This is a genomic window from uncultured Roseibium sp., assembly GCF_947499295.1.
Taxonomy (GTDB): Bacteria; Pseudomonadota; Alphaproteobacteria; order Rhizobiales; family Stappiaceae; genus Roseibium.
On record NZ_CANMNP010000006.1, the window covers coordinates 65,655 to 91,430 of the forward strand.

Annotated in this window: 23 protein-coding genes; 13 read left to right on the forward strand and 10 right to left on the reverse strand. The window is 55.9% G+C overall.

All coding sequences use genetic code 11. The annotated features are described in order from the left end of the window. Positions 1 to 13: 13 nt before the first annotated feature. From Q0835_RS11580 to Q0835_RS11590, 3 genes are read left to right on the forward strand one after another with little or no spacing between them, the layout of a single operon-like run. Positions 14 to 943 carry a sugar ABC transporter permease gene (locus tag Q0835_RS11580; protein WP_298813169.1) on the forward strand — a complete coding sequence of 310 codons (930 nt, stop codon included), beginning with the start codon at positions 14 to 16 and terminating at the stop codon, positions 941 to 943. A gap of 5 nt (positions 944 to 948) precedes the next feature. Further along, positions 949 to 1,770: a carbohydrate ABC transporter permease gene (locus Q0835_RS11585; protein WP_298961603.1), complete on the forward strand. Its 822-nt coding sequence runs from the start codon at positions 949 to 951 to the stop codon at positions 1,768 to 1,770. After that, a complete protein-coding gene (locus tag Q0835_RS11590; RefSeq protein ID WP_298813168.1) occupies positions 1,767 to 2,516 on the forward strand; it encodes an SDR family oxidoreductase in 750 nt (249 codons plus the stop codon). Before Q0835_RS11585 ends, Q0835_RS11590 begins: the two co-directional genes overlap by 4 nt. Here Q0835_RS11590 and Q0835_RS11595 read toward each other — a convergent pair. Then, entirely contained in the window at positions 2,513 to 3,217 is a 705-nt protein-coding gene (locus Q0835_RS11595; protein ID WP_298961284.1) for an SDR family oxidoreductase, read from the reverse strand. The genes Q0835_RS11590 and Q0835_RS11595 overlap by 4 nt on opposite strands. 98 nt (positions 3,218 to 3,315) lie before the next feature. Here Q0835_RS11595 and Q0835_RS11600 point away from each other — a divergent pair, with 98 nt between their 5' ends. After that, on the forward strand, positions 3,316 to 4,218 hold the full coding sequence (locus Q0835_RS11600; protein ID WP_298961287.1) for a LysR substrate-binding domain-containing protein: 903 nt from the start codon (positions 3,316 to 3,318) through the stop codon (positions 4,216 to 4,218). 7 nt (positions 4,219 to 4,225) lie between these two features. Here Q0835_RS11600 and Q0835_RS11605 read toward each other — a convergent pair whose 3' ends face one another. The 8 genes from Q0835_RS11605 to Q0835_RS11640 all read right to left on the reverse strand — a co-directional run bounded on the left by Q0835_RS11605 (position 4,226) and on the right by Q0835_RS11640 (position 13,199). Beyond that, on the reverse strand, positions 4,226 to 4,996 hold the full coding sequence (locus Q0835_RS11605) for an SDR family oxidoreductase (RefSeq protein ID WP_298813162.1): 771 nt from the start codon (positions 4,994 to 4,996) through the stop codon (positions 4,226 to 4,228). 2 nt (positions 4,997 to 4,998) lie between these two features. Continuing rightward, complete coding sequence (locus Q0835_RS11610) at positions 4,999 to 6,027, reverse strand: alcohol dehydrogenase catalytic domain-containing protein (RefSeq protein WP_298813160.1); 1,029 nt, start codon at positions 6,025 to 6,027, stop codon at positions 4,999 to 5,001. Then, complete coding sequence (locus Q0835_RS11615) at positions 6,024 to 7,133, reverse strand: mandelate racemase/muconate lactonizing enzyme family protein (protein WP_298813158.1); 1,110 nt, start codon at positions 7,131 to 7,133, stop codon at positions 6,024 to 6,026. The genes Q0835_RS11610 and Q0835_RS11615 overlap by 4 nt, the downstream gene beginning before the upstream one ends. Beyond that, positions 7,133 to 8,131 (reverse strand): ABC transporter permease, encoded by a 999-nt coding sequence (locus Q0835_RS11620; RefSeq protein WP_298813156.1) that lies wholly within the window; start codon positions 8,129 to 8,131, stop codon positions 7,133 to 7,135. Before Q0835_RS11620 ends, Q0835_RS11615 begins: the two co-directional genes overlap by 1 nt. Before the next feature lie 3 nt (positions 8,132 to 8,134). Continuing rightward, a complete protein-coding gene (locus Q0835_RS11625; protein ID WP_298961606.1) occupies positions 8,135 to 9,091 on the reverse strand; it encodes an ABC transporter permease in 957 nt (318 codons plus the stop codon). A gap of 23 nt (positions 9,092 to 9,114) precedes the next feature. Further along, positions 9,115 to 10,635 (reverse strand): sugar ABC transporter ATP-binding protein, encoded by a 1,521-nt coding sequence (locus tag Q0835_RS11630; protein ID WP_298961289.1) that lies wholly within the window; start codon positions 10,633 to 10,635, stop codon positions 9,115 to 9,117. A 69-nt stretch (positions 10,636 to 10,704) separates the two neighbouring features. Next, the gene (locus tag Q0835_RS11635; protein ID WP_298813153.1) at positions 10,705 to 11,676 is read right to left on the reverse strand and encodes an ABC transporter substrate-binding protein; all 972 of its coding nucleotides are present in this window, start codon (positions 11,674 to 11,676) and stop codon (positions 10,705 to 10,707) included. 53 nt (positions 11,677 to 11,729) lie between these two features. Beyond that, positions 11,730 to 13,199: an aldehyde dehydrogenase family protein gene (locus Q0835_RS11640; protein ID WP_298813150.1), complete on the reverse strand. Its 1,470-nt coding sequence runs from the start codon at positions 13,197 to 13,199 to the stop codon at positions 11,730 to 11,732. Between the two features lie 211 nt (positions 13,200 to 13,410). Between Q0835_RS11640 and Q0835_RS11645 the strand changes: the two genes are divergently transcribed. Both Q0835_RS11645 and Q0835_RS11650 read left to right on the forward strand, forming a co-directional pair. Further along, on the forward strand, positions 13,411 to 14,142 hold the full coding sequence (locus tag Q0835_RS11645) for an FCD domain-containing protein (protein WP_298813148.1): 732 nt from the start codon (positions 13,411 to 13,413) through the stop codon (positions 14,140 to 14,142). Continuing rightward, a complete protein-coding gene (locus Q0835_RS11650) occupies positions 14,139 to 15,755 on the forward strand; it encodes a GMC family oxidoreductase N-terminal domain-containing protein (RefSeq protein WP_298813146.1) in 1,617 nt (538 codons plus the stop codon). Before Q0835_RS11645 ends, Q0835_RS11650 begins: the two co-directional genes overlap by 4 nt. Before the next feature lie 28 nt (positions 15,756 to 15,783). On the opposite strand, the gene Q0835_RS11655 is transcribed toward Q0835_RS11650, so the two are convergent. Continuing rightward, a complete protein-coding gene (locus Q0835_RS11655) occupies positions 15,784 to 16,443 on the reverse strand; it encodes a GntR family transcriptional regulator (RefSeq protein WP_298813144.1) in 660 nt (219 codons plus the stop codon). 214 nt (positions 16,444 to 16,657) lie between these two features. On the opposite strand from Q0835_RS11655, the gene Q0835_RS11660 reads away from it, so the two are divergent. From Q0835_RS11660 to Q0835_RS11690, 7 genes are all read left to right on the forward strand, one after another. Then, positions 16,658 to 17,878 (forward strand): mandelate racemase/muconate lactonizing enzyme family protein, encoded by a 1,221-nt coding sequence (locus tag Q0835_RS11660; RefSeq protein ID WP_298961292.1) that lies wholly within the window; start codon positions 16,658 to 16,660, stop codon positions 17,876 to 17,878. A 36-nt stretch (positions 17,879 to 17,914) separates the two neighbouring features. Then, positions 17,915 to 19,855 carry an ABC transporter substrate-binding protein gene (locus Q0835_RS11665; protein WP_298961295.1) on the forward strand — a complete coding sequence of 647 codons (1,941 nt, stop codon included), beginning with the start codon at positions 17,915 to 17,917 and terminating at the stop codon, positions 19,853 to 19,855. A 121-nt stretch (positions 19,856 to 19,976) separates the two neighbouring features. Next, on the forward strand, positions 19,977 to 20,960 hold the full coding sequence (locus Q0835_RS11670) for an ABC transporter permease (protein ID WP_152504166.1): 984 nt from the start codon (positions 19,977 to 19,979) through the stop codon (positions 20,958 to 20,960). Then, complete coding sequence (locus tag Q0835_RS11675; protein WP_298813140.1) at positions 20,957 to 22,099, forward strand: ABC transporter permease; 1,143 nt, start codon at positions 20,957 to 20,959, stop codon at positions 22,097 to 22,099. The genes Q0835_RS11670 and Q0835_RS11675 overlap by 4 nt, the downstream gene beginning before the upstream one ends. Further along, a complete protein-coding gene (locus Q0835_RS11680; RefSeq protein ID WP_298961609.1) occupies positions 22,074 to 23,126 on the forward strand; it encodes an ABC transporter ATP-binding protein in 1,053 nt (350 codons plus the stop codon). Before Q0835_RS11675 ends, Q0835_RS11680 begins: the two co-directional genes overlap by 26 nt. After that, positions 23,119 to 24,102 (forward strand): ABC transporter ATP-binding protein, encoded by a 984-nt coding sequence (locus Q0835_RS11685; RefSeq protein WP_298961298.1) that lies wholly within the window; start codon positions 23,119 to 23,121, stop codon positions 24,100 to 24,102. Before Q0835_RS11680 ends, Q0835_RS11685 begins: the two co-directional genes overlap by 8 nt. A gap of 57 nt (positions 24,103 to 24,159) precedes the next feature. Then, positions 24,160 to 25,704 (forward strand): sulfatase-like hydrolase/transferase, encoded by a 1,545-nt coding sequence (locus Q0835_RS11690; RefSeq protein WP_298961301.1) that lies wholly within the window; start codon positions 24,160 to 24,162, stop codon positions 25,702 to 25,704. The last annotated feature ends 72 nt before the right edge of the window (positions 25,705 to 25,776 follow it).

Below are 25,776 nucleotides of genomic sequence, written 5' to 3' on the forward strand. Positions count from 1 at the left end.
GGTTTGACTACAGATGACTTGGCCTTGCCGCGTCAGGCGCGGTGAGGCCCTTGTGCCGGAAGCGTGGGGTCGGGTGTTGCAGCCAATTCGCATTTACCTGTTTACAGTGCCGGCCCTGCTGGTGATCGGAGCGTTTTTCGTTTATCCGATCCTGCTGTCCGTCAATCTGAGTTTCACCAACTTCACTGGCGTGGGTGTTGCGAACTATATCGGTTGGGCGAACTACGAGAGATTTCTCTCTCGCTCACGCTATTTGAACAGTGTTGGGGTCACGATCAAATTCACCTTCCTGGTGGTGGTGTTTCAGACATTGATCGGTCTTGTTTTCGCAGCTCTTTTGCACCGTATGCCTGCAATCAGAAATTTTTGCAGGGCTGTACTTTTTACGCCTGCAATGATGTCCTTTGTGATTGTGGGCTATGTCTGGCAGTTCATTTACGCACCTTATACCGGTGGCCTGAACGCATTTTTGAGCGCGATCGGTCTTGAAAGTCTCGCACGCGGCTGGCTTGGGGATCCTTCAACGGCGCTTTTTGCCATTGCGGCAACGCATGTCTGGATGTTTGTCGGGTATACGACCGCGATCTTTCTGGTTGGGTTTGCCAACATTCCCTCAGACATTGAAGAAGCAGGGCGTCTGGACGGAGCGTCGTCCTGGCAGCGATTCCGTTACCTCGAACTGCCGCTTCTGGCACCGAGCTTCACCGTCAATATCATTCTGTCGACCGTTGGAACGCTGAAGACCTTTGAACTTCCCTTCATCATGACCAGAGGGGGCCCGGACAGGGCAACCAACACACTCAGTCTTGAGATCGTGAACAACCTTTTCGGCAGCTACAAATTCGGTTTTGCCAGTGCCTTGTCGATCGTCATGCTCTTGATCGTCGTGGCTGTTGCTATCGTGCAGAACATCTACCTGAAACGCCGGGAGGACAATCAGTGAGACCCATGATCCGCCGCGTCGTTTCGATTTTCGGGCAGGCATCCGTCGTGGTTGTAACGCTGGCGATGCTCGCACCGGTCTTTTACATGATCATGATGTCGTTCAGGACATCAGCGGAAATTGCCGAAGAACCGCTCGCGATGCCGCAAGCTCTCTATCTTGGCAATTATGCAAATGCGCTGGAGAACATGAATTACTGGCAAGGAGTGCTCAATTCGCTCGGCATCACATTGACCGTGACCGTGCTGGTTGCACTCCTCGGGTCCATGGCAGCCTATCCGTTGGCCCGCCGCACCAACAGGTTTACCCGTGGCGTTATCCTGATCGTCGCGCTTGGCCTTGCGACCCCGCCCTTCGTCACGATCACCCCGATTTATGTGATTTTCAGGAACCTCGGGCTGCTCGACAGCTATCCAGGCATCGTAATCGCCTTCACGGCGCTCAACCTGCCGCTTGCCGTGTTTTTCTATACCAGTTTCATCAGCGCAATTCCGAAGGAGTTGGAAGAAGCCGCGCGGCTGGACAATTGTGGGGACTGGCAAGTCTACTGGTACATTGTGCGCCCGCTTCTCGGACCGGCGACGGCTACACTGTCGCTGTTCGTGACACTGATGGTCTGGAACGATTTCACCTATCCACTGCTCCTGTTGTCATCGCCTGAAAAGTTTACAGTCATGATCAGCGTCTATCGTTTCGTCGGCAACCTGAACATTCAGCCGGACATGCTTTTTCCAGCAGCCGTTCTGGGGTCGGCACCTCTACTGGTGCTCTTTATGATTTTTCAGCGCCGGATTGTTTCCGGCGTCACAGCAGGAGCGGTCAAGTGACGGGGCTTCTCGACGATCTGACGATTATCGTGACCGGTGGTGGCGCAGGGATCGGGCTTGGTGTCGTCAGGCAATGCCGGGCGGCAGGTGCGCGAGTCATTGTGTTTGAGGTTGACCCCGGCAAGGCGGAAACCGTCGAAAAAACGGGTGGTGTATTTCATCGGGTAGACGTCGCCGATCCTGTCGGCCTGAGCGAGGCGATTACCGCAGTAGACGAATGCTACGGGCCGATTTACGGGTTGGTCAACAATGCCGGTATCACCATTCAAAAGCCGCTCAACGCGCTCAGTCTCGATGAGATGGAGCTGCTATGGCAGGTTAATCAGAGGTCTGTTCTTGTCGGTGTTCAAGCAGCAGCGCCATTGATGGAAAAGGCCGGAGAAGGTTCGATCGTGAACATAGCGTCCAACCATGCCCGGGCCTCCGATCAGGGGTATGAGGCTTATGCCGGTACCAAGGGGGCAATTGTTGCCATGACCCGGGCCATGGCCTGGAGCCTTGGACCTGCCGGCATCAGGGTCAACGCACTTGCTCCGGGCCTGACAATGACGGAGACGGTCTCTGACCTCGCGGAAGACCCTGCTCGAAGCAAAGAGTTCAACAGCTGGCACGCGTTGGGCCGTGTGAACAGCGTCGATGACATCGGCAAGCTCACCGCGTTCCTGCTGAGCAGGAACGCGGCGGCAATTACCGGTGCTGAAATCGTCGCCGATCAGGGCATGTCGGCGCGGTTGGGCGCAATCTAGACCGACCTGGTGAGGCCACCATCAATGCGCAAGTTCTGTCCTGTCATGTAGGTGCCGCCTTCCGAGGCAAGCCAGGAAATGAGCGATGACACCTCGTGGGCGTGACCGTAGCGGCCCATCGGGATACGCGCGCGTCTGTCTTCTGTTTCCGGAAGACTGTCGATGAAGCCAGGCAGCACATTGTTCATGCGAATATTGTCGGCTGCGTATTTGTCAGCAAACAACTTGGTGAACCCTGCAAGCCCCGCCCTGAAAACGGCTGATGTTGGAAACAACGGATCGGGTTCGAAAACCGCGAACGTGGAAATGTTGATGATACTGCCGCCGCCCTGGTTCTGCATGATAGGCGTCACAAGACGCGTCGGGCGGATTGCATTCAACAAGTAGACATCCATGCCCTTGTGCCAGTCGTCGTCGGAAATCTCCAGAACGGGGCCTTTCGGTCCGTGACCGGCTGAATTGACCAGCACATCGACGCGCCCATAGCGTTCCATCGCGCCGTCGACGAGGCGCTGCAGGTCGCTGGTTTCCAGATTTGAGCCTGTAACACCGAAACCTCCCAATTCCTGGCCGAGCCGTTCGCCCTTGCCGGAAGAGGAAAGAATACCGACCTTGAAGCCGTCTTGCGCGAGCCGTTTTGCTGCATCCGCGCCCATGCCACTGCCGCCAGCGGTTACGAGAGCTACTTTTTCTACAGTCATGATCGTATTTCCCTTGACCTGTTTTTTTCAAGGTAGCTCGCATTTTTCACGTTTACGAGTTATGTTTTGCGTGCTGTGAATGTAGAAAAACTATTGCCATGATATCCCAATTGCCAAATCTGAACGGGCTCAAGGCGTTTGAGGCAACCGGCCGGCATCTGAATTTTCGGGCCGCTGCGCAGGAGCTCGGTGTCACGCAAGGGGCCGTCGCGCAGCAGGTCAGGGCGCTGGAAGCCGGGCTCGGGTTGATGCTGTTCGAGAGGCACTCGAAGGGCTTGTCTTTCACCTCCGCCGGGCGAAGCTTTCATGGCCGGATATCCGAAGCCTTTGCCGTGATGCGGGGGGCGATGGAAGACCTTCGTCCTGGCAGCGCTCGCGTGATCATCAGCGTGCCTCCCAGTTTTGCGGCAAAATGGCTGATCCCAAATTTGCCTAACTTGAGTGCAGCACATCCGGACATAGATCTGAGGGTCATGGCCACGGACAAGGTGTCCAGTTTTCGCAGCGACGGTATTGATCTGGCTGTTCGCCTTGGTAGCCCGCCGTTCGGCGCCAGCCTTCAAGAGCACTTGCTATTCTCAAACGACATTCTTGCCGTCGCAGCCCCGTCGCTCGTCAAGGATCGGGAGTTGCCGCTGTCCGTTTCGAAGCTTGCTGCGCTGCCAAGACTGCATGACGATCATGATTTATGGCCGCTCATTCTTCGCGAAAGTGACGCCGGCAGCGGGGAGGGCGTGCGTGGCATGCGGTTTAACCAGACCGCATTGGCGCTCGATGCCGCCATTGCGGGACAGGGGATCGCGCTATCAAGCGGTTTCCTTGTCAACCGTGATCTGGAAAGCGGCAGGCTGGTTGTGGTTGCCAAGACGCATCTGGATAGTTCGTCTGCGCTCTATCTGCTGCATCGCAAGGGCGTTCAGCGATCATCGGCGGTGTTGCGTGTTGTTCAATGGCTCAGGGACATGGCCGAAAGGGGCTCGCCTCTCGAGCCACATCCCTGAAAGGGTATCAGCGGCCCATCCAGCCGCCGTCCACTGTCATTACGGTGCCATGCATATAGTCGGATGCCGGAGACGCCAGAAAAACCGCCGGGCCTGCAAAGTCTTCAGCCTTGCCCCATCGTCCGGCCGGAATGCGCTCCAGGATCGATTTGGATCTGACCGGGTCGCTCCGCAATGCTTCCGTATTGTCTGTTGCGATGTAACCCGGCGCAATGGCGTTGACGTTGATGCCGCTGGCTGCCCATTCGTTCGCAAAGGCTTTGGTCAACTGGCCGATGCCGCCTTTCGAAGCGGCATAGCCCGGTACGGTGATGCCACCCTGGAATGTCAGCAATGATGCCGTGAAGATGACTTTCCCAGATCCTCTTTCGACCATACCCTTGCCGATCTCACGGGTGAGTATGAACTGGGATGACAGATTGACCTCAATGACCTCATCCCAGATTTCATCGCCGTGTTCCTGCAGCGGAGCGCGTTTTATGGTGCCGGCATTGTTGATCAGAATGTCGATCACCGGATGGTTCCGGTTGACGGCTTCCGCAAAGGATTTAAGGGCAGCCCGATCCGAAAAGTCGCATTGATAGGCGGAAAACTGCCGCCCCAAGGCTCTTACTTCCCGCTCAACATCGCTGCCCGAGGCTTCCAGGCTCGCGCTGACGGCAACAATATCGGCACCTGCTTCTGCAAGTGCCACGGCCATGGCTTTGCCGATACCCCGTTTTGCACCGGTGACAAGTGCGGTTTTTCCGGCAAGGTTGAAGGTGTCCAAAACGCTCATTTTCAATCCCTGGCAATCTGGATCATGGACTTGATGGCACTCGGGTTCAGCGTTAGTGCCGTAAAGGCTGACTGAATTTCACCGAGTGGCTTTATGTCCGTTATGAAGGATGCGCAGTCGACGACACCCTCGTTCAAGAGACGCATCGCCGTGTCGTAGTCTTCTGGCCGGTAGACGCGCGCACCGAACAGTTCAAGTTCTCGCCAGAAAAATTGAAACAGGTCGATCGTCGGTTTGCTTGCATGAATGGCGACCATGACAATCCGGCCCCGGGTGGCAGCTGCTGCGGTCATCAGGTCGACACCGGGCTGGCTGCCGGATACTTCAAAAACAACGTCAGCCCCTTTGTTTCCGGTCAGAGCATTGACCTTTTCAACGGGGTCGTCGGAATTCGGATTGATGGTCTTGAAGCCAAGTTTTTCCGCGTAGGCCAGTCGGGTATCGCTGATTTCGCTGATGATGACATTGCCGCCTGCCTGGCGGGCGACAAGCGCGACCAGCAAGCCGATGGGGCCTCCGCCGATCACGAGCACGTCTTCATCTTTGACCAGTTTGGCACGCTCAACGTCATGACAGGCAACAGCCAATGGCTCGATCAATGCAGCATGCGAGAGATTCAGGCCTTCGGGCAGAACGTGGATCGTATGCGCCGGTACGTTCCAGTATTCCTGAAAGGCTCCTTCAGAATCGATCCCGATGAATTTGAGCTTGTGGCAAATGTGCTCATGTCCCGCGTTGCAGGCCGGGCAGTCACCGCAGTGGTCGAGGGGCCTGACAACCACGTGCTGTCCTGCCGCAAGTCCTGTTACGCCTTCGCCGGTTGCGGAAATCGTGCCGGACATTTCGTGGCCGATCGTTCTTTCAAAACCGACACGCTGGTCCATGTGCCCGAGAAAGATGTGCAAGTCGGTTCCGCAAATGCCGCAATAGGCGACTTTGATCTGCACCTCACCGGGGCCCGGTGGTTGAACGTCCTTTTGCTCAAGTGAAAAGGTCTTGTCGCCGCGATAGACGGCTGCCTGGATGATCATGTTGGCCTCTGAAAGGTAAGCACTTTGTGGGGGTCGAGTAGCGACCAGTCGAAACTGACGCCGGTCCCCGGCGTCTCCGGTGCGCGCGCCAGATGATCTTTCACCTCTAGCGGCTGCCGTGTGTACTGGTCAATCGGAAAGGAATGAACTTCGATCCAGCCTGCATTCGACTGCGCAGACACGAGGCTGACATGAAGCTCCTGCATGCCGTGGCTGCAGATCGGCACATTATGTTGCCTGGAAAGATCCGCGACTTGCAGGAAGCCTGTGATGCCGCCGCAGTTGGACGCATCCGGCTGGACAAAGCTCAGCTTTGCCTGGTCGAAGGCATATTCAAATTCATGGATCGTGTGCAGGTTTTCTCCCATTGCGAGGGGCATGCCCGTTGCATCTGCGATCTGGCCATAACCTTTGTAGTTGTCGGGGATAGTGGGTTCCTCAAACCACAGGAGGTCGAAAGGTTCAAAGGCCTTGGCAGCCTTGATCGCCTCGTCGACGGACATCGAATAATTTGCATCGACCATAAAGGCAACGTCAGGACCGATGAGGTTTCTGACCGCGGCCACACGCTCGACGTCTTCCTCAAGCGTCGGTTGCCCGATCTTGATCTTGACGCCATTGAACCCGCGATCGAGGTAGCCCTGAATACTGTCGAGAAGCTTTGGCAGCGGAAAATTCAGGTCAATGCCGCCGCAATAGGCCCTGCAGGACTTGTCCGCTCCACCGGCAAGTTTCCACAATGGCCACCCGCGGGCTTTGCCGCGAATGTCCCACAGGGCGATGTCGAGCGCGGAAATGGCAAAGGAAGCGATGCCGCCCCTGGCGACATAATGGACATGCCATTGCATGCCGTCGTACAGCCCCTCGACGCAGGCAGCGTCCTGCCCGATCAGAAACGGTGCGAGGTCGTGGTGGATCATGGCCGCTATGGCATAACCGCCCTTGCCTCCGGTGTAGGTGTAACCCGTTCCGGTAGAACCGTCCTCAAGCGTGACTGTTGCCGTTACGAGCTCAAACAGCGTGTGCGTGCCGTGTTTTGCGTCAACCAGCACTTCGGCCAGCGGAACGTGGAAGAGCTTTGTCTCGATGGATTTGATTGTTGCCATCAGCCGTGCCCCACAACCGAATTGCGGTTCATCACACGGGTCTGGAACAAAATGACCGCAAAGAGAAATGCACCACGGATAACCATCTGCCAGTAAGCACTGAAGCTGATCCAGCCCTTGCCGTTTTCGAAGTTGAGAATATTGAAGACAAGGCCAAGCAACAAGGCCCCAGCGACCGTTGCCGGGATAGATCCAAGTCCGCCGGTCAGCAATGTGCCGCCAACCACGACGGAGGCGATGGCTGAAAGCTCCCAGCCGACACCTTCCAGCGGCTGTCCGGCTCCGAAACCGGACGCGAGAAACACACCGGCGAGGCCAGCGCAGCCACCTGACACGGAATAGGCGAAGATCTTGGCCCGATTGACCTTCAGCCCCATCATTACGGACGCGTCCTCACCGCCGCCGACAGCCAGAATGGTTCTGCCGATGCTTGTCATCTCCAGCACGACCCAGAGCGCCACGACCAGGATTGCGACGAGCACGATCGTCCAGGGCACAACATCAAATGCCTTTTCCATTCCGAGCTTGGTGAAGTTGGATCCCCAATCGACCGAGATGGTTTGTGCCCCGGAAATCACAAGCGAGCCTCCCTTGGCGCCGAGCATCGTCGCCAGTGTCGTTATGAAAGGAGGAATTCGCAGATAAACGATGCAGATCGCATTGAAGATGCCGAAAGCAACGCCGGAGAGGATTGCCAATGGCATTGCGACTTCAATCCCGTAAGGGCTGAGGTAAGCCGCAACGACCGAGGTGAATGCGGCAACGGAGCCGACCGACAAGTCTATGCCGCCGGTCAAGATCACGAAGCACATGCCGACCGAGATTGCGATGAACATCGCATTGTAGTTCAGGAAGGACGTGATGTTGTAGGCGCTGCCGAAGTTGTCGTAGCGCATCAGTCCGAACGCGATCAAAACGATCAGCGCGATCCAGACGGCAACAGATTGCGGGTTGCGGGATATATATTTCCGCAGGTCAAAAGCGTTTTGATCAAGCACGGATCATTCCTTTCGCGCTTGCTGGATATAGACCGCTGCCAGAATGATTGCCGCTTTGGCAATCAGGGCGACCTCGTCTTCAACACCGTTGGCAAGCAGCGTGTATTTGACAAGCTGGATGATGACCGCGCCGAGAATAGCGCCGAAGATCGGTGCCTTGCCACCCTGAAGCAGTGCGCCACCGACAACCGCTGCCGCGATTGCATCAAGTTCCATAAGGTTGCCGTTACGGGCTGCGTCCGAGGCCGAATTGATGGCAACAACAATAAGTCCTGCAAGGCCGGACAGCACTGAACAGATGACATATGCGCCAATCTTGACGCGGCGGACCGGTCCACCGGAGAGTTTCGCAGCCCGCTCGTTGCCGCCGATTGCCAGCAGGTAGCGGCCGAAGATGGTTCTGTTGACCAGCCAGAACAACAAGCACGCAATTGCGATGGCCAGCCAGCCCTGGAACGGAAAACCGAGGATCTTTCCTGTGCCGAGATAGCTGAACTCGGGATTGGAAAAGGTTTGAAGATTGCCGTTGGTCAGTACCTGGGCAATGCCGCGGCCTGAAATGAACAGGATCAGCGTTGCGATAATCGGCTGAACCTTCAAGACAGCGACGATTGCGCCGTTGAACAATCCGCAGACAAGTGCCGCGACGAGAGGAAAGAAGAGCGCAGCCAGAAGTCCTAGCACCGGATAGGCGGTGCCGAATTCGGAAAGGAATATGAGCGGTGCAAGCGCGCCACTCAGTGCCATGACGGCACCGACGGACAGGTCAATGCCACCGGTCGCTATCACCAACGTCATGCCCATGGCAACAATGGCGATTGTTGCCACTTGAGAAATGTTGACGGCCAGTGTCTGCGCCTGAAGGAAATTAGGCGTGACGAGGATGTTGAAGATCAGAATGACTGCCAGGGCGACGAGCCCACCATGCTGCTTCAACCGGTTCGTGAAATCTGTTCGCATGGGTTCTTCCGACGTAAGGCTTGTCATGGTGCAGGCTCCTCGTGATGAGCGAGGGCCCTGACGAGCGCGTTCTCGGTGATGCCGGGGTTGGTGAGTTCTGAAACCGCCTTGCCTTCATGCATTACGACAATGCGATTGGCGCCTTCGACCAGCTCCTCGAACTCGGAACTGATCAATATGACCGCGTGACCTTCATCGACAAAGTTTCGGATGATGGTCTGAATCTCGCGTTTTGCACCGACATCGACCCCTCTCGTCGGTTCATCCAGAATGAGAATGTCGGGCTTGGTCGCCAGCCAGCGCGCAAGGAGGACCTTTTGCTGATTGCCTCCGGATAACTCCCGGATCGGCTGATCCATATGCGCTGTCTTGATCCCGAGCTGACTGATGAAGTCTTCGACAAGCGATTTTTCGCGTTCAAGGTCTATCTGGCCGCTTTTTCGAAGGTGCGGCAGCAGGGCCAGCGTGAGATTTTCCCGCACTGACATATGCGGGATGATGCCCTCAGCCTTGCGATCTTCGGTCAGAAATCCGATCCGGGCCTTTATGGCCTCCGCCGGCTCAGTTGGTGCATATGGTGCACCTTTCAAATGCATGTTGCCGCCGGTCAAGGGATCCAGTCCGAAAATGGATCGGGCAGCTTCCGTCCGTCCCGCGCCGAGCAGGCCGCCAAGGCCGACAATTTCGCCGCGATGAAGGGTCATGGAAAATTCGCTCAGGCGAGGACCGGTGGAAACTTTGTCCACCTGAAGCACGATTTCTTCGTAAGCCTGCTTGCCACTGGCAAGTTCCGTCAGGCCTTCGGCTTCAATTTCCTCGGCATTGCGGCCAAGCATGGCTGCGATCAGGTCCAGTTTGGACGTATCTTCAATCGTCTCGCATCCGACCGTCTGGCCGTCGCGCATGATGGTGACGCGATCGCAGATCTGAAACAGCTCATCGAGAAAATGTGAAACGTAAAGAACGGAAACACCTGAGGATTTGAGCTCACGGACAACACCAAACAGGATCTCGACTTCTGAACTGTCGAGGGACGATGTCGGTTCATCCATGATGACCAGTTTGGCATCCATGGACACCGCCCTGGCAATCGCGACAAGTTGCTGGATGGCCGTCGAATAGCTGCCGAGCGGGGCGGTTACATCGATGTCGATACCAAATCGCGACAGAATTTCCCGGGTCCGCCTGTGGGCCTCAGGCCAGTTGATCAGAAAGCCAAGTGTTCTGGGTTCCAGGCCCATGACGACATTTTCGCTGACAGAACGCAGCGGCACCAGGTTCAGTTCCTGGTAAATCGTTGCGATACCGGTTTCCTGTGCTTCTCTGGGAGAGGTCAGGTGGCTGGGTGCTTCGGCGAATTCAATTTCGCCTTCGTCGCGCCTATACAGGCCGGTCAGAATCTTGATGAGGGTAGATTTGCCCGCACCATTTTGACCGATCAGGGCGTGGACTTCTCCCGGCTTGATTTCGAGTGAAGCGCTCCTGAGCGCAGGCACCCCACCGAAATGCTTCTTTATCCCAGACATGGCTAATAGCGGCGCCATATCCACTCCAGTTCGGACTTCAGAATTCAAGAAAATGCCGGAAGGGGTGTCCCTTCCGGCAGGCGGGGTTCAGTAAGCCTCGTCGATGTGATCCGCTGCATTCTCGGGAGTGAAGATGCGGTCCTTGACCTGAACCCAGGGTTCGATGGTTTCGCCAGCCGCGTAGCGCTTCATGGTCTCGCAAGCGAGCGGTCCGAAGAACGGCGAGCTTTCAACCGTGACGCCCATCTTGCCGTCGATGATGGCCTGGAGCGCATCACGTGTTCCGTCGATCGAAACAACCAGGATGTCTTCGCCAGGCTTGCGTCCGGCAAGTTCGAGTGCCTGAATGGCTCCAATCGCCATTTCATCGTTATGGGCATAGACGATGTTCACGTCCGGATGAGCCTGAAGGAGGGTCTCCATGACCTGACGCCCGAGGTCGCGGGCAAAATCGCCTGACTGAGACGCAACAATCTCGAAGCGGCTGTCCTGCAAAATGCGGTCGTCAAAACCCTTCTTGCGGTCGTTGGCCGGTGAAGACCCGGTCGTGCCCTCAAGCTGAACGATAATGCCCTTGTCACCTTCGAATTTTTCGATGGTCCACTCGGCAACGCGGCGGCCCTGGTCGATAAAATCGGAGCCCAGGAAGGCAACGAAGTCTTCGCCCGGTTTTGCCGCATTGGGGTCGACGGAACGGTCAACCAGGAATGTCGGAATACCGGCAGCCTTGGCTTTCTTGACTGCAGGAATGAGCGGCTTTTCTTCGCGTGGCGGCAAGAAGAGGACATCGATGCCCTGTGCGATCATGCTATCGACATCCGCAACCTGCTTTGCGGCAGAGCCTGCAGCGTCGGTCGCGATCAAATCCCAACCGCAGCTTTCAGCAGTGTCATGAAAGGACTTGGTTTCCGCGATGCGCCAAGGGTTGTTGGATTCCATCTGGGCAAACCCGACCTTGTAGCGGTCTTTTTGTTCCAGAGGCGGAAGTCCGGATGCCGATGCCATTGTCGTCATCGCGCCGATTGCAATGGCGGTTGCCATCAAGAGAGTACGTTTCATTTTTTCCTCCACAAAGGTGCGGCCAAAATCCTCCGGGCCGCTTCTATGAGGCGCTAACCCCAATTCAGATAAGCTGTCTGCTTGCGCAGATAGTTGTCGAAGCCATAGCGGCCGTCTTCACCTCCAAGTCCGGACATGCCCCAGCCGGTATGGAAACCTTGGACGGCTTCACCGTTCGACCGGTTGAGGTAGAGTTCGCCGAAATTCAGAAGATAGGGAGCACGTGCCAGTCTTTTGTAGTTATTGGTGAAGAGGTAAGCCGAGAGACCAAACTGGGTGTCGTTGGCCAGTTGAACGGCTTCCTCAAAACTGTCTATCCGCATCGCGGTTGCTACCGGGCCGAATACTTCATCACGTATTGCCGGGAGGCTGTTGTTTTTGGCTTCCAGGACAGTTGGCGCAAGCCAGTGTCCCTTCTGGTAAGGGCCACTGTCCAGGATACCGCCTTCCAAAAGCACGTCGGCACCCGCGTCGATGCTGGTGGCGACTATCTGTGCGACCTTGTCACGCTCCAGCCGGCTCACCTTTGGGCCTAGATCAACCGGACGCAGCGGGTCGCCGATGGTCAGGTCCTTTGAGGCCTTGACGAACTTGTCGAGAAATTCGTCGGCGATCCCACGGTGCAAATACATGCGTTCGTTGCAGGTGCAGATCTGTCCGCAATTGGTGTAACGGGCTGCAACCGCAGCGCCGACCGCCGCGTCGATGTCAGCATCCTCCATGACAATGAAAGGAGCCTTGCCGCCGAGCTCCAACCGGACAACCTTGATGAGGTCGGCACTGGCCCGGTAGATCTCCTGGCCCGCTCGGGTGCTGCCTGTCATCGTGACGAGGTTCGAAAGCGGGCTTTTGACGAGCGTCTCGCCGACGACGCGGCCGCGGCCCGTAACGACATTGAAAACGCCGGCTGGAATTCCGGCTCTTTCACTCAGCGTTGCCAGGGCAAGACCGGACAGAGGTGTTATTTCGTGGGCCAGCAGCACAAAGGTATTGCCGGCGACCAGTGCCGGGCCGAGTTTTCTGGCGGCGAGCGCAGACGGGTAGTTCCAAGCTGTCAGGCCGACAACCACGCCGTATGGATGGCGGCGGATGTGGATTTCCTCAGATGTATTGTCGGAGGTGACGATGTCGCCTTCGATCCGCCGCGCATTTTCGGCCGCGTACCGCAAGAAAGTTTGCGTTGCTCCGATTTCGTCATGGGCATGTGCAAGAGGTTTGCCCTGCTCAAGGCTAACCAACCGAGCCAGAGCATCTTCATGTGCTGCTATTTCATCTGCCAGTGCCGCAACTGCTTTGCCCCGTTCAATCGCAGGCAACGCGGCCCATGCCGGCTGTGCGGCCTGCGCGGATCTAAGTGCGGTGACCGCGTCTTCCTCTGTTCCGTCGATGATCGTGGCCAAAACGGCCTCGGTCGCCGGATTTTCGACTTCAATTGCCGCGCTGGAATCGCGCATTATCCAACGGCCATTGATGTACATGCCCGCCGAAACGGTTTGTCCATCGGAGAGTGTGAAATCAAACACTGAGTCAACGCCTTTTGGTATGACCAAACTAAAAGTAATAAGATGCAGATGCGTTCGAATGTCAAACCAAATTTAGATCAGCGATATAGATAAAATGATAAAATATTGAAAATAAACAATAAAAACATCTGCTGGAAAATAGCTTTGAAAAAATGGTTTTACCAAGAGGTATTTTCTGTCATACCAAAAAAGCGATCAATAGAGGATTGAGATGGAAAACAGAACTTCCGTGGAGATCGGTAACGACGCAGGGCGTGCGGCTGACAACGTCGTCGCGGCACTCGAAGCGCAGATCGTGTCAGGGCAACTCAAAAACAAAGCGCCGTTACCGGCCGAGCGTGAGTTGATGGAACAGTTCGGTACCAGCCGAACGGTGATCCGAGAAGCAATTTCAAAGCTCTCGAGCCTCGGGCTGGTCGAAACGCGACCGCGCTTCAGGCCGATCGTGCGCAAGCCTGACTATGCGACTGTCCTACACGCCTGTGGGAATGTTGTGCAGCATCTTCTAACGGACAAGACCGGCATCAAGAACCTCTATGACAGCCGCGTCTTTATGGAGCGGGCTCTTGTTCGCGATGCCGCCATGTCGGCTCGCAAGGAAGACATCGTCGACCTGAAAGCCGCGCTTGAGAACAACCGAAACGCCATCCCGGATTCACTGGAATTCTACAAAACCGATGTGGCGTTTCATGGTGTTCTTTACCGGATACCAAGAAACCCGATCTTTCCGGCTATTCACGAAGGCTACACCTCATGGCTGGCTCCGCAGTGGGACCAGATGCTCCGCTCTCCGGAACGGAACGAGGTGAACTACATCGCTCACAAGGCAATTCTGGATGCCATCCTGGAGCGGGATCCGGCAGCTGCAGAAGAAGCGCTGACCAATCACCTCAAAGCGGCATGGGAGTTTGTCCGGGTGACATTTGACTGGGGGGAGGAATGACTGCAGCCTATGATTATATCGTTGTCGGGGGAGGGTCCGGTGGAGCAGTTGCTGCGGCGCGGCTGGTCACAAAAGGCAATGCACGGGTGCTTCTGCTAGAGGCCGGCCATTCCCATCGCCACCCGCTCTTGGACATGCCTCCTGGTATCTTCAAAATGATCAATGGCTCCAAGTACATGCGGTACCATAAAACGGTCCCTCAACCGCATCTTGATGGCCGCGTGCATGACATCCCGCAAGGGCATGTTCTTGGGGGCGGTTCCTCGGTCAATGCTCAGGTCTATATGCGCGGCAGGCCGGGCGACTATGATGCCTGGAACGAACTTCTGCGCGAAAACAACGACAATCCGGGTTGGTCTTGGTCCGATGTGTTGCCGCATTTCAGAGGCATGGAAGCCAACAACCGGTTGGCGGGCGATCTTCACGGAACCGACGGCGAAGTGAAAGTCTCTGACCCAGGATATGTCGATACGATGTCGCGCTGGTTCGTCCAGGCGGTGCAGTCGCTCGGCGAGCCCTATAACACCGATTTCAACGGAGTTTCGCAGCGCGGTGTTGGATTTTATCAGTTCACAAACCGCAATGGCAGGCGCAGCTCGACTGCATATGCTTTTCTTGAGCCGTTGAAGGGCGATGGCCGGCTAACCATCAAACTTCAGGCTGAAGTGGAAAAGGTTATTGTCGAAAACGGACGCGTTGTCGGCGTCAGGTACCGAGATCAGAACGGTGTGGAAACGGCCCATGCGGATGGCGAAGTGATCCTCGCCGCCGGTGCACTGGTCACGCCCAAAGTTCTGATGTTGTCGGGTATCGGCAATCCGGCTCATCTTGCAGAGCACGATATCAAGGTGGAAGCGGACTTGCCGGGTGTCGGGCAGAACCTGATCGACCACCCGGAAGTGCCAATCACTGCATATGCCAATGGTCCTCACGGCTACTACCGTCAGGGTGAAGGGTGGCGAATGCTGTGGAACGGGATCCAGTATAAGATATTCGGCAGTGGTCGCATAACATCCGCAGGCGTTGAGGCCGGGGCATTTGTCAATCCGAGCAATAGAACGGAAAATCCGACGATTCAGGCATTTTGCGTACCGATCGTTTATCTTGACCGGGATGCGCAGTCAGAGCTGAAAGACGGCCACGGTGTCACCGTTACAACGGTCGTTGTAAAACCGAAATCTCGAGGAGAGGTGAGGCTGGCGTCCGCCGACCCTGCTGAAATGCCGGTCGTGTGCCCCAATCTTCTGAAGCACGAAGAGGATATGGCGGAAATGATCGCGGGGCAGCGGTTCTTCCTGGAAGCTTTTCGCGCGGAGCCTCTTGCCTCAAGGTTGAAGGGCGTGGCCATTCCGGATGCAGCCGACACGTCGGATGAGGCGCTCAGGCAGCACTGCAAGAGATTTGTCAAAACAAACTATCATCCCGCCGGCACGGCGCGCATGGGCGCGGACAGTGACAATATGGCCGTACTTGATGCCAGGCTCAGGGTAAGGGGTGTCGAGGGACTGCGCGTTTGCGACATGTCTGCTGTGCCGGATATCAACGCGGGCAACACGAACGCTCCGGCAATGATGCTGGGCTCAAGATGCGCAGAATTTGTGTTGCAGCACTAGAAGGTGCGCCTTCCAAACCAGGCGGAGTTCAAATGCCGAGTGCGCGCATCTGTTGCGACATTTGGGTGAATGACCCCGCAACATGCTTGTTGATCGCTGCTTCCGCGCGAGCCGCGTCATGTGCCTTGAATGCCGCGATCAGCTCTCGATGCTCTTCCATGATCGTCTGGTAACGTACAGGGCTAATTCTCAGTTTTGCTCCGTGAACGTTCAACGCTGTGCGCAGCTTCCTCCAGAGATCGGCCGCCACATGATTGTAGTGCTGGCGGCAAATAGCCCAGTGAAATTCGATATCCAGTTTCCGAAAGGCAATCAGGTCCGCAGTTGGCAGTTCTTCGATCCGCCTTTGAATGTCTTCCATCTCTTCAATCATTTCCGGCTGGGCATAGTCGGCGAACCAGGAAACAAAATAGGGCTCCAGCAACTGCAGCACTTCGAAGATGTTCTGAATGGTATTGGCATCCGCCTGCTTGACCACGGCACCGCGGTTTGGGTGAATTTCAACAAATCCCTCACCCTGCAGTAGCCTCAATACTTCACGAACGGGGCTTGTGCTCACGCCGAAGCGATTGGCCAGTTCCGACACCTTCAGCCTTTGACCGGCCTCCAGGCGACCCGTCGAGATCTCATCAAGCACCGCATCATACAACGAAGCTTCCTGGTCATCGGATTTGCTGAATGTGCTCATGCTTTTCCTTGGGTGACGTGTCGTCCGCGCGTCATTGGTAGCAACCGAAACGCGTCCGCTCAATCCGTAGTTTTGATCTTTTGCCACATTTTGTTCGTGAATACACTGCAAAAGATGCGTTAAAAACTAAAAAAAATCGACTAAAATAAAAAAATAGTCGACGATTTTGAATCTTTGGTGTAGCTTGCCTGCAATTGGAAGAGAGGTAAACGACATGAAAGAGGCTTCAGGAGTTGTTGACTATGAGGCAACGCCAGTCTCGCGGGGGTGGGAGGATCGCGCAGCGCGGATTGCATCCATCACGCCCTTTGTCGTTCGCGTGGGCAAGCGAAATCAGTTGCTGGTAAAGCTGGTAACAGAGGACGGATTGCATGGCTGGGGCGAAAGTGGCCTTTCCGGCCGTGAAGGCGCGGTTTCAGCGGCGATCGATCATTTCGCATCCTTTCTTCTCGGCCAGGATTCCAGACGCATCGGCCGGATCTGGCAGGAATGCTACCGCAGTCAGTATTTTGAGGGCGGCAGGGTCCTGACAGCAGCCATTTCCGCGATCGATATCGCGCTTCATGATTTGCTGGGGAAACGACTGGGCGTGCCGGTCTATCAATTGCTTGGCGGGCGGCAGCGAGATGTTGTTCCGACATTTGCGAGCACGATGGCGACATCACGCTCTGAGCTTTTGAGGCAATGCCGGGAACTCGTGCAGGCAGGTTGGGATTGCATACGGATCTATCCCTCCAATTTCAGAGACGATGTGATTTTCGATCCAAAGGCCGGTCTTGGGGACGTGGCTGGAGATCTGATTGAAATCAGACAGACATTCGGGCATGCGGTCACGCTCGGCATAGACATGCATCACCGGTTGAGTGTTGCAGAGGCCGCCAGCTTCTGTGCCATGTTGCCAGCCGGGACGCTCGACTTTCTGGAAGAGCCCATTCGCAGTGAGGCGCCGGAGGCCTATGCCTCGCTGCGCACAATGACAAATATCCCCTTTGCCGTTGGTGAGGAGTTCGCCTCAAAATGGGCCGCCGCTCCCTTCCTGGAGCAGGGGCTAACACAATACATGCGCCTTGATATCTGCAATATCGGTGGCTTCACCGAAGCCATGAAGGTCGCGGGATGGTCGGAGCGTTTTTACATCGACCTGATGCCCCACAATCCACTTGGACCCATCTGTACGGCCGCAACCGTTCATCTGTCAGCGGCTGTGTCCAATTTCAGCTGGCTAGAAACACGCCAATCCCCGGTCGAGGATCTCGGATTTCACGACCCCGCATTGTTTCCCGTCCAGCCCGTTCTGGATGGCCCCAACTACCAGATCCCCGAAGGGCCCGGACTGGGCGTGGAGGTCGACGAAGAAGCGATCTCAGGTCAAAGCCCGGCTCATGTCGAAGCGCCGCATCTGCGGCACCCGGATGGTTCGGTCACCAATTGGTGACGGTTCGAATTCTCTTTGCTGATAGAGGAGGAGCAAATGAGTAAGCAGAGAAATCTGAAGTCTGTTCTGATCGGTGGCGTTGCCATGGCATCCCTGACGATGCTGCACATGGGAACTGCTCTCGCAGCGGACTTCAAGGAAGCACCGCAACTTGCCGATAAGGTCAAGGCGGGTCAGTTGCCAAGTGTTGAGGAAAGACTGCCAAAGTCACCTTCGGTCATGGAGCCGATCACCAGTGTTGGAGAATATGGCGGCACCTTGAGGCGCGCCATTCTCGGTGGCGGGGATCAGCACAACATTGTGCGTTTGATTGGCTCTGAAAACCTGGTCCGTTGGAGCCCGAACTGGTCTTCTATTGAACCGAATATTGCAGAAAGTTTCGAGGTTTCCGACGACGCCACAACCTTCACATTCAAGCTGCGTGAGGGCATGAAATGGTCGGATGGCGAGCCGTTCACGGCCGATGACATCATGTTCTGGTATGAGGTTCTGCTTGATGAGCGGCTGACGCCGAGCAAGCACCCGAATTTTGTCGAGACGGCGGGTCCGGTGCAGGTCAAGAAGATCGACGACACGACCGTAGAATTCAAGTTTGAGGAGCCGAACGGACTGTTCCTTCAGAACATGGCTTACGGATTCGGATATTACGTCGTCAACTTTCCGAAGCACTACCTCGCTCAATTCCATATCGACCACAATCCGGATGTTCAGAAACTGGTAGATGCAGAGCCGGCAGCAGCAGATTGGGTTCAGCTGTTCAATCTCAAGGCCGGTCCCATGCACACGCCCATATTCTGGCAAAATGCTGACCGTCCGACGTTGCATCCCTGGCATCTGAAAAATGGCTACGGCGCAACAGAACGGGTCGTTGCTGAGCGCAACCCTTATTTCTGGAAAGTCGATCCGGATGGCCAGCAATTGCCGTACATCGATCAAATCACGTGGGATCAGGTGGAAGACGTTGAAGCCATCTTGCTCAAGGCCTTCAATGGAGAGATCGACTATATGGCGCGCCATATCGGCCGACCTGTCAATCTCGCGGCGCTGACGGACAACAAGGACCGGGGCAAGTACGATTTCTATCAGGTTGGAGACATTCCCGGCAGCCAGACGGCGCTCATGTTCAATCTGAATAATGCAGATCCGGTGAAAAACGAGATCGTCAACAACCTCGATTTCCGCAAGGCCGTCAGCCATGCAGTTGATCGGGAAGCGATCAACGACATTGTGTACCTTGGTGCGGGAAATCCGGTTCAGACTGCGCCGCATCCCCTATCTCCTTTCTACAACGAAGAATGGGCAAAGCACTCCACAAGCTATGATCCGGAAAAGGCCGGCGCTCTGCTCGACAGCATCGGGCTGGACAAGAAGGATGAGGATGGTTTTCGACTTGGCCCCGATGGCGAACGGTTCACGATTGTTTTTCTGGTCGCTGATGTATTCGGCTGGCAATACCCGGATGTAATGGAACTGGTTGCTGGTTACGCCAAGGATGTCGGTCTGGATTTCCAGGTTAGGGCGAGCGACAGATCACGACTGTTCGAGATTGTCAGTTCTGGTGAGCACGACGCCTATCTTTGGAACTGCCCGGGTGGACTGGTCGATGCCTATGCCAATCCGGATTGTTACGTGCCGCGTGGCCAGGCTGTGTTCTGGGCACCCAAATGGGCAGCCTGGGGGGCGGATCCGAGCACTGGAACGGAACCTCCGGAAGAGATCAAGGAACTCTTTGAGATCTACCGTGGCGTGACCTCAACCGCCGATCCTGCAAAACAGGAAGAAGCGCTGGTGAAACTCATCGACAGTGCCAGCAAGCAATTGCTGACAGTGGGTCTTATCCAGAGCAACGGGGCATTCGGTATCGCAAGGAACAATCTGCGCAACCACGTGGACCCGATGCCAATTGCCGGACAGTTGTGGACGCCGGCACCCTATACGTCGCAGTTTTACTTCGAAGGCGGCGACAACCTGCCTTAAGTAAACTTGTCACCCGGTCTCTCAATGTTGCGACCGGGTGCACTCCACCGCGAGGTTTGCCATGTCCTCCCGGCACCTCGCGGTTTTTCTCTGGTATCATCCCTGGCGGGCAACATCGGCAATGTTTGGCTTTTTATACCGACGCCTTCTTTACATGATCCCGACCGTTTTTCTGATTTCGGTCGTGACCTTCGTGATCATTCAGCTGCCACCTGGTGACTATCTGGACACGTTGGCGGCTGAATTGAGCGATTCCGGAGGCCTTGACGAGGGCACCATGCAGGCGTTGAGAGATCAGTACGGTCTCGGTCAGCCGATGTATGTTCAGTATCTCAAATGGATGTCCCAGATCCTGTTTCACGGCAATTTCGGGATATCTTTTGAGAAGAACATTCCCGTCAACGACATCATCTGGGACAAGCTCGGCTGGACCTTCGCCATTTCCCTGATGACACTTCTTTTCATCTGGATGACAGCACTTCCGATCGGCATCTATTCCGCCGTGCGCAAATATTCCGCCGGGGATTATATCGCCACGTTTTTTGGGTTCATCGGGCTTGCGGTTCCAAATTTCCTGCTCGCTCTGGTGATGATGTATGTGGCCTTCAAGTATTTCGGCCAGAGTGTCGGCGGGCTTGTCAGCCCGCAATATCTCGGCGAGCCCTGGACGTTCGACAAGTTTCTGGATCTTTTGGCGCACATTTGGATGCCGATCGTGGTTGTCGGCACTTCGGGTGCAGCGGCGCTGATCCGCATCATGCGCGCGAACCTCCTGGACGAGCTTTACAGGCCTTATGTCGTAACGGCGCGTGCCAAGGGCATGTCCGAGTTCCAGCTTCTGCTCAAGTACCCGGTTCGGGTGGCACTCAATCCCTTCGTCTCGACCATTGGCTGGATCCTGCCCACATTGGTTTCCGGGGAAATCATTGTTGCGGTTGTCATGAACCTGCCGACGACCGGACCGCTTCTCCTCAGGGCTTTGCTGGTCCAGGACATGTATCTCGCAGGTTCGCTCATCCTCCTGGTCAGCATACTGACCGTGATCGGTACGTTGGTTTCCGACCTGCTACTTGCCTGGATTGATCCGAGGATCCGCTATCAATGACCGTTGAAACAACGCTTGGGCCGTCGGGCACTGAAGAAGAACACACGCCGGAGCTGCTAGGCCCCTGGGCTCTGATGTGGCGGAAGTTCCGGCGCCATCGTGTTGCCTATGTCAGTCTTTGGATCACCGGTCTTATCTATTTCATGGCCTTGTTCGGCGACTTCCTGGCGCCGGAAAAAGTCGATGAGACCAACCGCAGGGGCATTTTCGTACCTCCGCAGGGAATTCACTTCCTGGTGACAGATGAGGATGGCAGCCGTTCCTTCCAGCTTCACGCCAAGGCGCTAAAAATGCAGGTGGACCGGGCAACCATGCGGCGCAGCTATGTCCAGGACCCGGACAAGATCATCCCGCTCGGGTTTTTCGTGGAAGGCTACAGCTACGAGATCCTGGGTCTGATCCCCTCAAAGACCCACTTCTTCGGCCCGAAGAACCCGCGTGATATCGTCTATTTTCTCGGGTCGGACAGATTGGGCCGGGATATCCTGAGCCGCATTATCATCGGCACCAAGATTTCGATGTCCATCGGGCTTGTCGGCATTGTCGTCTCGCTGGTGATCGGCGTGTCTCTGGGCGGGCTTTCAGGCTACTATGGCGGATGGGTCGATACGCTCATTCAGCGCCTGGTTGAGTTTTTGCGATCCATACCCACCATACCGTTATGGATGGGACTTGCTGCGGCGATTCCGCTCGGATGGCCACCGCTTTATACCTATTTCGTGGTCACCATTATCGTTTCGATGATCGGATGGACCAGCCTTGCGCGCGAGGTTCGCGGCAAGTTCCTGTCGCTCAGAAACGAAGACTTCATCACGGCGGCCCGTCTTGACGGTTTGACGGATTGGGAAGTTATCCGCAAACACATGGTGCCTTCGTTCTCCAGTCATATCATCGCCTCTTTGACCCTGGCCGTTCCGTTGATGATCCTGGCCGAAACGTCCTTGTCTTTTCTCGGTATCGGGCTTCAGCCGCCTATCGTGTCGTGGGGAACGCTTTTGAAAGAGGCACAGAACATCCGCTCGATCATTGAAGCGCCCTGGCTGCTGATTGCGCCGGGAACGATGATCGTGATTGCCGTTCTGGCACTCAACTTTCTGGGAGACGGCCTTCGTGATGCCGCAGATCCGCATGCACACTGAACCAGACCAGACAAGCCATACCGTTCAGCCACTGGTCGAGATCCGGGGTTTGAAGACGCATTTCTTTACCGACGATGGGGTGGTGAAGGCAGTCGAAGGTGTCGATCTGGACATCCACGCAAACAGAACGCACTGCATATTGGGGGAGTCTGGTTGTGGCAAGTCGATCATGGCACGCTCGATCCTCCGCATTGTTGATGCGCCGGGCAAGATCGTAGAGGGCAGTATCATTTACCGGCCCGGAGACGGACGCTCTGTCGATCTTGCGAAAATGCGGCCTGGCTCTCGGGATCTCCGCGAAATCCGCGGACAGGATATTGCAATGATCTTTCAGGAGCCTATGTCCTCGCTCGGGCCGATTACGAAGGTCGGAAAGCAGATTGTCGAAACGATCCATTTGCATCGCCGTGTATCCAAGGCAGAAGCAAAGGAACAGGCGATCGAGCTGCTCGACAAGGTAGGCATTCCCCGTCCATCGGAAAGGTTCGAGGCTTATCCCTTCGAATTGTCGGGAGGCATGCGTCAACGCGCCATGATCGCCATGGCGCTTTCATGCAGGCCGCGCCTGTTGATCGCCGACGAACCGACGACGGCGCTGGATGTCACCACGCAAGCGCAAATCCTTGATCTGATAGCGGAGCTCAAGGAGGAGCTGGAGATGGGTGTCCTGCTCATCACGCATGATCTGGGTGTGGTTGCGGAAGTCGCTGAAGATGTTTCGGTAACGTATATGGGCAAGGTCGTCGAGAAGGGCGATGTCTTTTCGATCTTCGAAGATCCGCGCCATCCCTACACTCAGGCCCTGATGCAATCGGTTCCGAAGCTGGGAATGGAAAAACGTCATAGACTGCCAGCGATCAAGGGCATGGTTCCCCATCCGCTTGCACGACCCTCAGGCTGTGCCTTTCGCACAAGATGCAGCCAGGCCATGGCTGGTGTTTGCGACAAGGATGAGCCCGGGCTTTTGAAAAGCGGCAAAACGGATGTTGCCTGTTTCCTCTATCAAGAGGAGACCGCCAGTGTCTGATACCATTCTGAAGGTCCGGGACCTCAATATGCATTTCCCCGTGGGAGGTGGTTTCTTCGGCAAGTCGACAGACGTGGTTCGAGCTGTCGACGGGATCAGTTTTGACGTTCGACGCCGTGAAACCTTCGGAATCGTCGGTGAAAGCGGAAGCGGCAAGACGACACTCGGCCGATGCATCATGAGAGTGCTTAAGCCGTCTTCGGGCAGTATTGTTCTGCGCCGGAAGGACGGTCAGGAAGTGGATCTTTGCCGGAGCGGCAAGGCTGAATTGCGCGATATCTGGAAAGACATGCGCATGGTGTTTCAAGATCCTCAGTCCTCGCTAAACCCACGACTGCGCGTCTTGGAAATTGTCGGCCAAAGCCTGCGAAAGTCTGAAGGGTTGAGTGGCAAGGATCTGTCTGAGCGTGTAGCACAGCTGCTGAGGCAGGTTGGGCTGAGACCCGAATTTCTGATGCGTTATCCGAATGCGTTTTCCGGGGGGCAGCGCCAAAGACTGGGCATTGCCAGGGCGTTGGCAACACAGCCTGAATTGATCATTGCCGATGAAGCGGTCTCGGCACTCGATGTCTCCATTCAGGCACAGATCTTGAACCTCTTGCAGGATCTGCAGGAAGAGTTTTCGCTCACTTATGTGTTCATCGCACATGATCTGGCGGTTGTTGAGCACATCTGTGACCGCATTGCCGTGATGTATCTCGGGCAGGTGGTTGAGTTGGCGGAAACGGAGGCGCTGTTTCGAGCGCCCAAACACCCTTACACACGCGCGCTGCTTGATGCAGTTCCAGTGCCTGACCCACGCAAGCGGCGTGGCAAACACAAGGTTTCCAAGCTCGCTGACGTTGGCGCAGGTTCCAAAGGGTGCCGTTTTGCGGCGCGGTGCCCGCACGCAACGGACCTTTGCCGCAATGAGGCGCCACCCGCCAAGCGCGTTCAGGATTCGGACGTGCTTTGTCACTTCGCGGGCGAAATCTGAAGGACCCGCCGGCAACGATCTTTTCATCTCAAAAAAAGAGTTAGGACCAGACCCCTCATGACCATTGAACAGCCGCGCGCGGGCAAACCGAATGTCATCTTGATTTCGACAGATCAGCAGCGCGGCGATTGCATTGGTCTCGACAATCGGCACGTGAGGACACCCAATATCGACAGGATCGGCCGGAGCGGGGCAATGTTTGCGAAGTGCATTACGCCCCATCCAATGTGCCAGCCGGCAAGAGCTTCCATTTTGACGGGCAAACTGCCCTATACCCATGGCGTCAGGGACAACGGTCGAAACCTCGGTGAGAAAATTGGTTCCCTGGGCATGGCCAATGTCTTTTCAGATGCCGGTTATGAAACGCGATTTATCGGCAAAGCCCATTTTGCCAGCAACGAAACCTTCCATCCCACCGGCGCACCTGAGTGTTATCACAGCACCGCGGACTTCCCTGCGGACTGGGGTGGCCCTTACTTTGGTTTCCGGCAGGTTGAGTTGATGCTGCGCCCGCACCACCATTGCGGATGGCAAGAGCCACCTTACACGCTTCATTACGAGAATTTTCTGGATAATGATGGCGGTGGCCGGGTTCGCTGGATCCGCGCCAAAGAGCATGTGCTTCCGGAAACGTCGCATTATCAGGCCTGGCGTTCAGCGCTCGAGCCTGGTTGGCATTCTTCTCCCTGGATAGGGGACCGAGCGATCGACATGATCAAGAACAAGGGCGACAAGCCGTTGTTTGCATGGGTCTCCTTTCCAGATCCGCATCCTCCCTTTCTGGCGCCTAAACCCTGGTGCGATCTGTATCATCCCGATGAGGTAGATCTTCCGCGCCATTGGCAGCTTGACCTGGACAATCGGCCCTGGTGGCATCGCGCGTTTCTGGAAAGTCCAGTACGGCATAACCTCAAACGCGAGCACGCAGAAGGCGGCAAGAACTGGGGTGTCGTGGACCCGCTTGAAGAGCAACAGCTCAGGGACATCACCGCGATCTACTACGGGATGATTGCCTGGATTGATGCTCAGGTCGGCAGGATTTTCGAAGCGCTTGAAGCAAGCAACGAACTTGAAAACACCATCATCGTCTTTATCAGCGACCACGGCGAATGGCTTGGTGACCATGGCCTGCTGCTCAAGGGGCCAATGCTTTATGATGGCCTGCTTCGCGTACCATGCCTGATCCGAGGGCCGTCCATTCCGGAAGGGATCGTTGTTCAAGACCCCGTATCTACTGTGGACCTGAGACAAACACTTGCGGACCTGGCCGGCATTGAGGCCTCGCCTGACAATGGCCGGTCATTGCGTTCGGTGATGTTTGGAAAGGAAAGCCGGGACTTTGCGCTTAACGAATGGGAGGTCGATGCTGCCAGAAGCGGCATTGATATGGACCTGACAACAGTTCGAAGCCAACGTTACCGTATGTCGGTCGACCTGAAAACGGAAACGGGTGAGCTCTACGACCTTCGCGACGACCCATCGGAAACGGCGAACCTTTTTGAAGATGCAGGCTACGCTGCGATTGTGAAAGAGCATATGGACATGATCCGCAGCAGACCGGATGACAAAGTCCCTGTCGCACCGCGAGTCGGCTGGCACTAGTGTCCGTACCCCTGGGCATTCAGCGCCGTTGAGGGTCGGATTTTTTTCAGCAAAGAGATCAGTGGAAGTCCA

Excerpts from the sequence above, each read along its gene's own strand:
- Q0835_RS11665 (WP_298961295.1), top strand. The coding sequence starts at position 17,915 with ATGAGTAAGCAGAGAAATCTGAAGTCTGTTCTGATCGGTGGCGTTGCC.
- Q0835_RS11660 (WP_298961292.1), top strand. The coding sequence starts at position 16,658 with ATGAAAGAGGCTTCAGGAGTTGTTGACTATGAGGCAACGCCAGTCTCG.
- Q0835_RS11675 (WP_298813140.1), top strand. The coding sequence starts at position 20,957 with ATGACCGTTGAAACAACGCTTGGGCCGTCGGGCACTGAAGAAGAACAC.
- Q0835_RS11670 (WP_152504166.1), top strand. The coding sequence starts at position 19,977 with ATGTTTGGCTTTTTATACCGACGCCTTCTTTACATGATCCCGACCGTT.
- Q0835_RS11645 (WP_298813148.1), top strand. The coding sequence starts at position 13,411 with ATGGAAAACAGAACTTCCGTGGAGATCGGTAACGACGCAGGGCGTGCG.
- Q0835_RS11600 (WP_298961287.1), top strand. The coding sequence starts at position 3,316 with ATGATATCCCAATTGCCAAATCTGAACGGGCTCAAGGCGTTTGAGGCA.
- Q0835_RS11610 (WP_298813160.1), bottom strand. The coding sequence starts at position 6,027 with ATGATCATCCAGGCAGCCGTCTATCGCGGCGACAAGACCTTTTCACTT.
- Q0835_RS11650 (WP_298813146.1), top strand. The coding sequence starts at position 14,139 with ATGACTGCAGCCTATGATTATATCGTTGTCGGGGGAGGGTCCGGTGGA.
- Q0835_RS11615 (WP_298813158.1), bottom strand. The coding sequence starts at position 7,133 with ATGGCAACAATCAAATCCATCGAGACAAAGCTCTTCCACGTTCCGCTG.
- Q0835_RS11635 (WP_298813153.1), bottom strand. The coding sequence starts at position 11,676 with ATGAAACGTACTCTCTTGATGGCAACCGCCATTGCAATCGGCGCGATG.
- Q0835_RS11580 (WP_298813169.1), top strand. The coding sequence starts at position 14 with ATGACTTGGCCTTGCCGCGTCAGGCGCGGTGAGGCCCTTGTGCCGGAA.
- Q0835_RS11595 (WP_298961284.1), bottom strand. The coding sequence starts at position 3,217 with ATGACTGTAGAAAAAGTAGCTCTCGTAACCGCTGGCGGCAGTGGCATG.
- Q0835_RS11690 (WP_298961301.1), top strand. The coding sequence starts at position 24,160 with ATGACCATTGAACAGCCGCGCGCGGGCAAACCGAATGTCATCTTGATT.
- Q0835_RS11605 (WP_298813162.1), bottom strand. The coding sequence starts at position 4,996 with ATGAGCGTTTTGGACACCTTCAACCTTGCCGGAAAAACCGCACTTGTC.
- Q0835_RS11680 (WP_298961609.1), top strand. The coding sequence starts at position 22,074 with ATGCCGCAGATCCGCATGCACACTGAACCAGACCAGACAAGCCATACC.
- Q0835_RS11585 (WP_298961603.1), top strand. The coding sequence starts at position 949 with ATGATCCGCCGCGTCGTTTCGATTTTCGGGCAGGCATCCGTCGTGGTT.
- Q0835_RS11625 (WP_298961606.1), bottom strand. The coding sequence starts at position 9,091 with ATGCGAACAGATTTCACGAACCGGTTGAAGCAGCATGGTGGGCTCGTC.
- Q0835_RS11630 (WP_298961289.1), bottom strand. The coding sequence starts at position 10,635 with ATGGCGCCGCTATTAGCCATGTCTGGGATAAAGAAGCATTTCGGTGGG.
- Q0835_RS11655 (WP_298813144.1), bottom strand. The coding sequence starts at position 16,443 with ATGAGCACATTCAGCAAATCCGATGACCAGGAAGCTTCGTTGTATGAT.